The organism is Pirellulaceae bacterium (assembly GCA_029243025.1).
Classification (GTDB): Bacteria; Planctomycetota; Planctomycetia; order Pirellulales; family Pirellulaceae.
In genome coordinates, this window is record JAQWSU010000030.1 from 453,964 (window position 1) to 461,220 (window position 7,257).

Genomic DNA, 7,257 nt, shown 5'->3' on the forward strand with positions numbered 1-7,257 from the left:
ACTCTTTGCAAGGCGTAAAAAGATGTCGATGAAATGCTTTAGGTGAGCTGGCAAGCTACCGGTCGCGAAGGCGACAAACTTGTCGGGCTTGGCGAGCTGCCTTTATCGTATCAGCCAGCTTGACTGGCGTGTAGCGGCGCTCTCGGAGGCGGGTCGGCACTTTTCCGCACCTCGAGCCTCCGCTACGATGAGGGAATGAGCGAAAAACAAGCAACTTTTGCCGGTCTTAAGGTCGCGGCATTCGAGAGTCGACGAGCGGAAGAAACGACGCGGATGATCGAACGGTTTGGGGGCGAAGCCTTCGTGAGTCCCTCAATGCGCGAAGTTCCCCTGGAATCTAACCCGGCGGTTATCCACTTTGCCAACGAATTAGTGACCGGCCAAATCGACATCGTCATCTTGATGACGGGGGGCGGTTACCGACACCTGTTGTCGTTGGTGGAACGCCAGCTGGATCGCGACCGGTTCTTGAATTCACTGGCGGATGTGACGACGATCGCTCGCGGTCCTAAACCCGTCGCTGCCATGAGAGAAACAGGCTTGACTCCGACGTTTGTTGCTCCGGAACCTAATACGTGGCGCGAGTTGCTCGGAACGCTCGATCAAAATGTGAGTCTCGCAAATCAAAAGGTTGGGCTACAAGAGTACGGTAAGTCGAATCCTAGTTTGGTCGCTGGACTGGAAGCTCGTGGCGCTGAGGTGATGAATCTGCGAGTTTATGCCTGGGAGTTGCCGCTGGATACAAAGCCGTTGGAAGATAATTTGCGCCGACTGGTTGAGCATCAGCTGGATGTTTGTCTGTTCACTTCCGCGCATCAGGTCACCAATCTGTTGCGAATGGCATCGGAACTTGGCATTTCGGACGAGGTGATCAAAGGGCTCCGTCAAACGGTAGTGGCGTCGGTGGGGCCAACGACGAGTGAAATGTTACGTCGCCACAATTTGCCAGTTGATTTTGAACCCAGCCATCCCAAACTGGGCCACTTGGTGATGGAGACGGCGGATCAGAGTCAATCGATTCGGAGCCGAAAAAAAAGGGTTCGTGTTGCGTTAGATCAAGCAGAGTCCAGTGGTGAGATCTCCGCAGCTCCCTGGTTTGACAGCCCGTTCATGAAAGCTTGCCGCGGCGAACCAACCGACGTAACTCCCGTCTGGCTGATGCGACAAGCGGGGCGATACATGGAGGAATATCGAGAAGTGCGAGCGAAGACGACCTTTCTCGATCTCTGCAAGAATCCGCAGTTGTGCTCCGAGGTCATGGTTACCGCGGTTCAACGTTTGGGGGTAGATGCGGCAATCATCTTCTCCGATTTATTGCCCATGCTGCAGCCGATGGGATTGGACCTTGAATATGTCGCGGGGGATGGTCCCGTGATTCATAATCCCGTTCGCGAATCGATGGATGTCGATCGTGTCGTGGAGCTGGACAATGTCGAGTCACTTGATTTTGTTATGCAGACAGTTCGGCAGACTCGCTTAGATCTTCCGGATGACATGCCGTTAATTGGCTTTGCCGGGGCGCCGTTCACGCTGGCGAGTTACGTGATTGAAGGCGGTTCCAGTCGCAGCTACGTCCACACTAAGACCCTGATGTTTCGCGATCCGGGAGCCTGGCAGGAGCTTATGGAACGGATGTCGCGTTCTGTGACTATCTACCTGAACGCGCAAATAGCGGCCGGGGCCCAGTGTGTGCAATTGTTCGACTCGTGGGTCGGCTGTCTTTCGCCCGCCGATTATCGCCAATTCGTTCTGCCCTATGTGCAGCAGATTATTAAGGGCATTCTGCCTGGAGTGCCCGTGATCAGTTTTGCGACTGGGAATCCGGCCTTGTTGCCGCTTGTCGCGGAAGGTGGCGCGCCGGTGATTGGCCTCGATTGGCGAATCGATTTGGCGAAAGGATGGGAGCAAGTTGGCTTCGATCGGTCCGTTCAAGGTAATCTTGATCCGGGTGTGTTGCTCTCGGATCGTGACACGATTCGTCGCTGTGCCAGGGAAGTTCTTCGGCAAGCCGAGGGCCGGCCAGGCCATATCTTCAATCTGGGACATGGAATTCTAAAAGAAACGCCTGTCGACAATGCGATTGCACTCGTCGACATCGTTCATGAGCTCAGTCAACGCAGTTAAAAGCTCAGTCAACGCAGTTCGTCAAGCCACTTGATCGCCGAGAGAGCCAAATGAATTGCGAGGAAAGAATCGCACGTTTTCTTGTTGTTGCTTGGGCATCACCCTACTCGTTGATCGGTGTTTTGCTCGGCCTGGGTGGATTGGCCAGCGGGGGGGCAGGGCAGTTGCGAGATGGCGTGTTGGAGTTTCATGGTCCCTTGATTGCTTGGTTGCTCGACCGCCTGCCGCTGGAGGGTGTTCAAGCGATGACCCTAGGGCATACCGTGATCGCTCGCCATCAAGCTGCGTTGGACATCACGCGAGCACACGAAAGAATTCATGTGCGGCAGTTTGAGCGGTGGGGTTGTTTGATGGGGCCGGCTTACTTGGCTTGCTCAGTTGCGTTGTGGCTGCAAGGCCGAGATGCCTACCGAGAAAATCCATTCGAACGCGATGCGTACGATAACAGCTGACGCTTGATAATTCAGGTTCGATGCTCAGAAACGCTCGCGACGACCGGCTGCTGCGGGTTCAATACTGCGTTCGTTCAGACAATCGATCAACTGCCGTAAACGGCCCAGATTGCGTCGGTCGAATTGGAAAACGAGCCGGGGTAGTTTGTTCAAATCTTGCTCGTCATTTTCGTCTTGCAGTGGGCCACTTAACACAAATCCACCTCGGTTGACGATATCACCAAACTCGTTGTTGATGTCGGTTAATAATCTTTCGGACGGCTCTTCTGTGAGGCGGAATACAAGCTTGTTCCGCACGTAGCGCATGCTGTGGTAGACGCGATAGAAATTCAGCACCTCATCGACGGCCGTATTGCAGTCGTCGGTGATCATGTAGATCGACAAGTCTTGCCGCGAGATCATGCCATCGCCAAGAAGATGATCAGCAATGAATTGATGAAACGTTTTCCAGTAATCGCCTCCCGGCTCATCGAGGAGAACGACGGGTACCATATCACGCTTGCCAGTCTGCAGTAGGGTCAACACTTCGAGTGCTTCGTCGAGCGTGCCGAAACCGCCTGGCAGGCAAACTACCGCATCGCATTCCTTCACGAACATCACCTTGCGCGTGAAAAAGTACTTCATGTGCACTAATTTATGGTCGCCCGCAATTACCGGGTTTGCATCTTGCTCGAAGGGCAGCATGATGTTCAGCCCCATGGAACTCTCTCGACCCGCTCCACGATGGCCGGCTTCCATGATCCCACTCGCTGCACCGGTGACGACGAGCCAATCGTTGACTGCCATTTTTTCCCCGAGCTCGACAGCTTGCGAATAGGAGGGGGCATCCTCGGGGGTACGAGCTGAGCCAAATACGGTGACTTTGCGAAAACGCCGATAAGGCGAGAAGACCTTGAAACCGTAGCGAAGCTCCCGTAGCGTGCGGCTGAGAAGCTTGAGGTCGCCGCGGGAGGAACCATCCTCGACCATTTTGTCGGCCGATTCTTTGATCCGTTCCACTAAATCGCCAATATGCTTTTCTCGTTTGCCCTGCTTCTGTAATTTGCCTGGCGACTTTGACGCGGCGGCTCCCTGATCAGGGCGTGAGTCTGAATCTTGGTTGGGTTGAGTCATCGTCGAAATTGGCTCCCAGCGCGAAAAAACAGCACGGCGACGGAAGGTCGGTACGTGCTGTCATTTTACAGGGTTCGTCAGCTGCGAGCAAAATCAGGCTGACGGACGTCGGTAGTGTTGGTAGGCGAGGATGACTTCGTGAAGGTCGGTCGAGATCTTCACGTCGTCGTTTTCAAAGTCTCGCAACCATCCGCGATCGCACTGAACTGCATCTGCCAGTGTTGACAAAATTTCTCGGAGGGGGACCGACACTTCGTCGTGGAGCCCGCATTGGGTGGCCGTTGGTGTCAAGTCTTCGGGACCGTGATATACGCGTAGATGGCTGGTCGCCATGGAATCCATTCCTTGGGGCTAGCAGACTCACGATTCTCTGTATTCTGCCGAGTTATCCGAGTCGCGTTTTGTGGCATCCTTGCACGTCATGAATGTTATCGGCAAAGTATTCGTCTTCGGTTTGAGCAAAAAGTTGGTTTTTGGCGAATTTCTCAACCAAATCGTTACACTGTCCACAAACCCCGTGTTTTCCACCTCCTGCACGCCAATCCTTGACAAACAAATCATCAGGCGCTAGATTGCGATTGATAAAATGGAGTTGGCCGGATCATTTCAAAAAAGCGGTGTTGGGAAACTTCTCGATGGGGAACGGAAACGCTCCTCGGGCGACCTGGAAAACGGGAAGCTGGAAACAAAGATGGTTAGGTCGGCGTCTCTTTGTGATGAAAACGCCCTGTGGCGCTCGAAGAAGACACCTGGATATCGTCCAAACCCTTATCGAGTCCGCTATCGGCTAGAATTCGCCCAAAAGATGCAAATTTGCGACCGGCCAGCCAAATGGCAAACGGCCTGTTTTCTCAACAGGCGGCAATGCGACGACCAAAATGGTTGAATCTAGGGAAACCATGACTGATTCTGCAAATTTGAACCTAGTGGCTCGGCAAGTGCGACTACCCGTCGAGAAGGTCCAGTCCACCGTTGAGCTTTTAGATGAGGGGAATACGGTTCCCTTCATTACTCGCTACCGAAAAGATCGGACGGGGGGGCTCGATGAGGAACAAATCCGACAAATTCAGGATGCGATTGCGCTGCAGCGACAACTGGGCGAGCGCAAACAGAAAATTCTCAAATCAATTGAATCGCAAGAGCAACTGACCGACGATTTGAAGGCGAAAATTATTGCCGCCATGTCGCTCAAAACGTTGGAAGACCTTTACCTGCCATTTCGACCTAAGAAGCAAACCTTGGCGACCGTGGCCAAGCAGCGTGGCCTGGAACCTCTCGCCCTTGAGGTGCTTAATGCGGTGGGCGAAGTTGAGGATCTTGAGTCGCGTTGTGCAGCCTACCTCGATCCAGAAAAACAGTTAGAAACGGTTGCGGACGTTCTGGTTGGAGTGGGCCATATTCTCGCCGAAATGTTGGGTGACCGAGCCGATCTGCGTGCGATGACTCGGAAACGTATGTGGGACGGCTCACTTGTCAGTAAGCGAATCGAAAATGCCGCCGAAGCGGGTGAACCAGAGGACGGAAATGATCACGCGGTTGACGATGGCGGCAACGCATTGGCGGAAGGCAGCGATGATTTGCCGCCAACAGAGTCCGCTGTGCCAACAGAGTCCACGGCGCCAACAGAGTCCACGGCGCCAACAGAGTCCGCTGTGCCAACAGAGTCCACGGCGCCAACAGAGTCCACGGCGCCAACAGAGTCCACGGCGCCAACAGACCTGTCTGGAGCATTCGATACTGACTCGCAGAAGCAAACTTCTAGCGAGTCGATCGGGGAAGATCAGGCGGAAGCAAGACCGTCCCAGGTGAGTGATCAGAATGACGCAGAAGGCGCCGTGGTTGCCGATAGCGAAGCGAATTCCACCGTCGAAACGTCCGAAGCTTCCGCATCTCAGGAAGAGCCCGTCACCCAGCCCACCGAAACGTCTGCCCAAGCGAGTTACACCGCCGCAGATTCGGCCGATGTTGTGGTAGCAGCTGATGATGCAGGGAAGTCGACAGCGAAGAAGGAAGTGGCTGCCGTGGATGTGGCCGATGGGCCAGCCGGTAAAGCGGCCAAAGTCAAGGCTGCGGAAGAGCGACGTGTACAACGACGCGAGGCACGGCGGCGCAAGCGCCAAAAACTGGAACAGTCATTTAAAGATTACTTTGATTACTCGGAGCCCATCAGTCGCTTGCCGCATTATCGTGTTCTCGCGATTAATCGGGGAGAACGTTGTAAGGTCTTGCGGGTTAAAATCGCCTTCGACAGCGAAGCACTTCGTAGTGAGGCTGAAAAACTGGTTGTGCCGGAAGCACATCCCTATCTTCAGCAGCTGCGCGACGCCCTACATGATGCCCTCACTCGTTTGGTTGTGCCCAGTATTGATCGTGAGATTCGTCGTGAGCTGACAGATCGTGCGGAAATGCATGCGGTCAAGGTGTTTGCTCACAATCTTCGTAAATTGTTGCTGCAGCCACCCCTGCATCACCATCGTGTGTTGGCGATTGATCCCGGCTTTCGAAGCGGCTGCAAATTGGTGGCGATGGATGAGTTCGGCAACGTGCTCGCCCACACTCTGATTCACGTGATTGGTGCCGCCGAGCGGGTGCAGCAGTCTCGTCAGCGATTGATTGAACAGATTCGCGAGCATGAAATAACCGTCGTGGCGATCGGCAACGGTACGGCCAGTCGGGAAACCGAGCAGCTCGTCGCTCAAGTTTTGACCGATGAACTGTCTGATCTCGAAACAAAGTACCTCATGATCAACGAGGCGGGAGCGAGCGTCTACTCTACCAGCCAAACAGGACGAGAAGAACTGTCGAAATATGATGCGACTGTGCGGGGAGCTGTTTCGATTGGCCGTCGTGCTCTGGATCCACTCTCGGAACTTGTGAAAATCGATCCGGCTAACATTGGTGTCGGGCTCTATCAGCATGATATTAAGGCAAAGCATTTGCGCACGTCGCTCGACGCCGTGGTCGAGTCGTGTGTGAACTACGTTGGCGTGGACGTGAATTCGGCGAGTCCTGCATTACTTGGCTACGTGTCCGGGCTGAACCAACTCACCGCACGTAGGCTCTACGAATACAGACTGAAACATGGTCCATTTCGAAATCGTGAACAGCTCAAGGAAGTACCGGGTATCGGGGACGCTACCTATGTTCAGGCTGCGGGATTCTTGAAGATACCCGGAGCTGAGAATCCATTGGATGAAACCTGGATTCACCCCGAAAGCTACGGCATCGCGCGAAGCGTCTTGGAGGAGATCGATGCGGACGTCGCTGCCTTAAGTACTCGGCCAGTCGCTGCCAATCCAAAGCTGGGCGATGTTGCGAATTCAACCGCGACTGCTGAGCCATTTGCTATCGAACCGGACGGCAGCAGCATCCTGACTGGTTCGCCCGAATCGGCTGAAGCTCCGGCCAGTGAAGCTCCGGCCAGTGAAGCTCCGGCCAGTGAAGCTCCAGCCAGTGAAGCTCCGGCCAGTGAAGCTCCAGCCAGTGAAGCTCCAGCCAGTGAAGCTCCAGCCAGTGAAGCTCCAGCCAGTGAAGCTCCAGCCAGTGAAGCTCCAGCCAGTGAAGCTCC

At 54.5% G+C, this 7,257-nt stretch carries 5 protein-coding genes; 3 read left to right on the forward strand and 2 right to left on the reverse strand.

The window, feature by feature from the left end; genetic code table 11:
- Positions 1–195 precede the first annotated feature (195 nt).
- Both hemE and P8N76_14450 read left to right on the forward strand, forming a co-directional pair.
- Complete coding sequence (hemE, locus tag P8N76_14445) at positions 196–2,124, forward strand: uroporphyrinogen decarboxylase (GenBank protein ID MDG2382865.1); 1,929 nt, start codon at positions 196–198, stop codon at positions 2,122–2,124.
- Positions 2,125–2,174: 50 nt separating this feature from the next.
- Positions 2,175–2,576 carry a hypothetical protein gene (locus tag P8N76_14450; GenBank protein ID MDG2382866.1) on the forward strand — a complete coding sequence of 134 codons (402 nt, stop codon included), beginning with the start codon at positions 2,175–2,177 and terminating at the stop codon, positions 2,574–2,576.
- Between the two features lie 24 nt (positions 2,577–2,600).
- Here the strand turns inward: P8N76_14450 and P8N76_14455 are convergent, their stop codons facing one another.
- Both P8N76_14455 and P8N76_14460 read right to left on the reverse strand, forming a co-directional pair.
- Entirely contained in the window at positions 2,601–3,689 is a 1,089-nt protein-coding gene (locus P8N76_14455; GenBank protein MDG2382867.1) for a TIGR00730 family Rossman fold protein, read from the reverse strand.
- A 93-nt stretch (positions 3,690–3,782) separates the two neighbouring features.
- Entirely contained in the window at positions 3,783–4,022 is a 240-nt protein-coding gene (locus tag P8N76_14460) for a hypothetical protein (protein MDG2382868.1), read from the reverse strand.
- A gap of 566 nt (positions 4,023–4,588) precedes the next feature.
- On the opposite strand from P8N76_14460, the gene P8N76_14465 reads away from it, so the two are divergent.
- The coding region (locus P8N76_14465; protein ID MDG2382869.1) for a Tex-like N-terminal domain-containing protein at positions 4,589–7,257 on the forward strand (2,669 nt) is incomplete at its 3' end.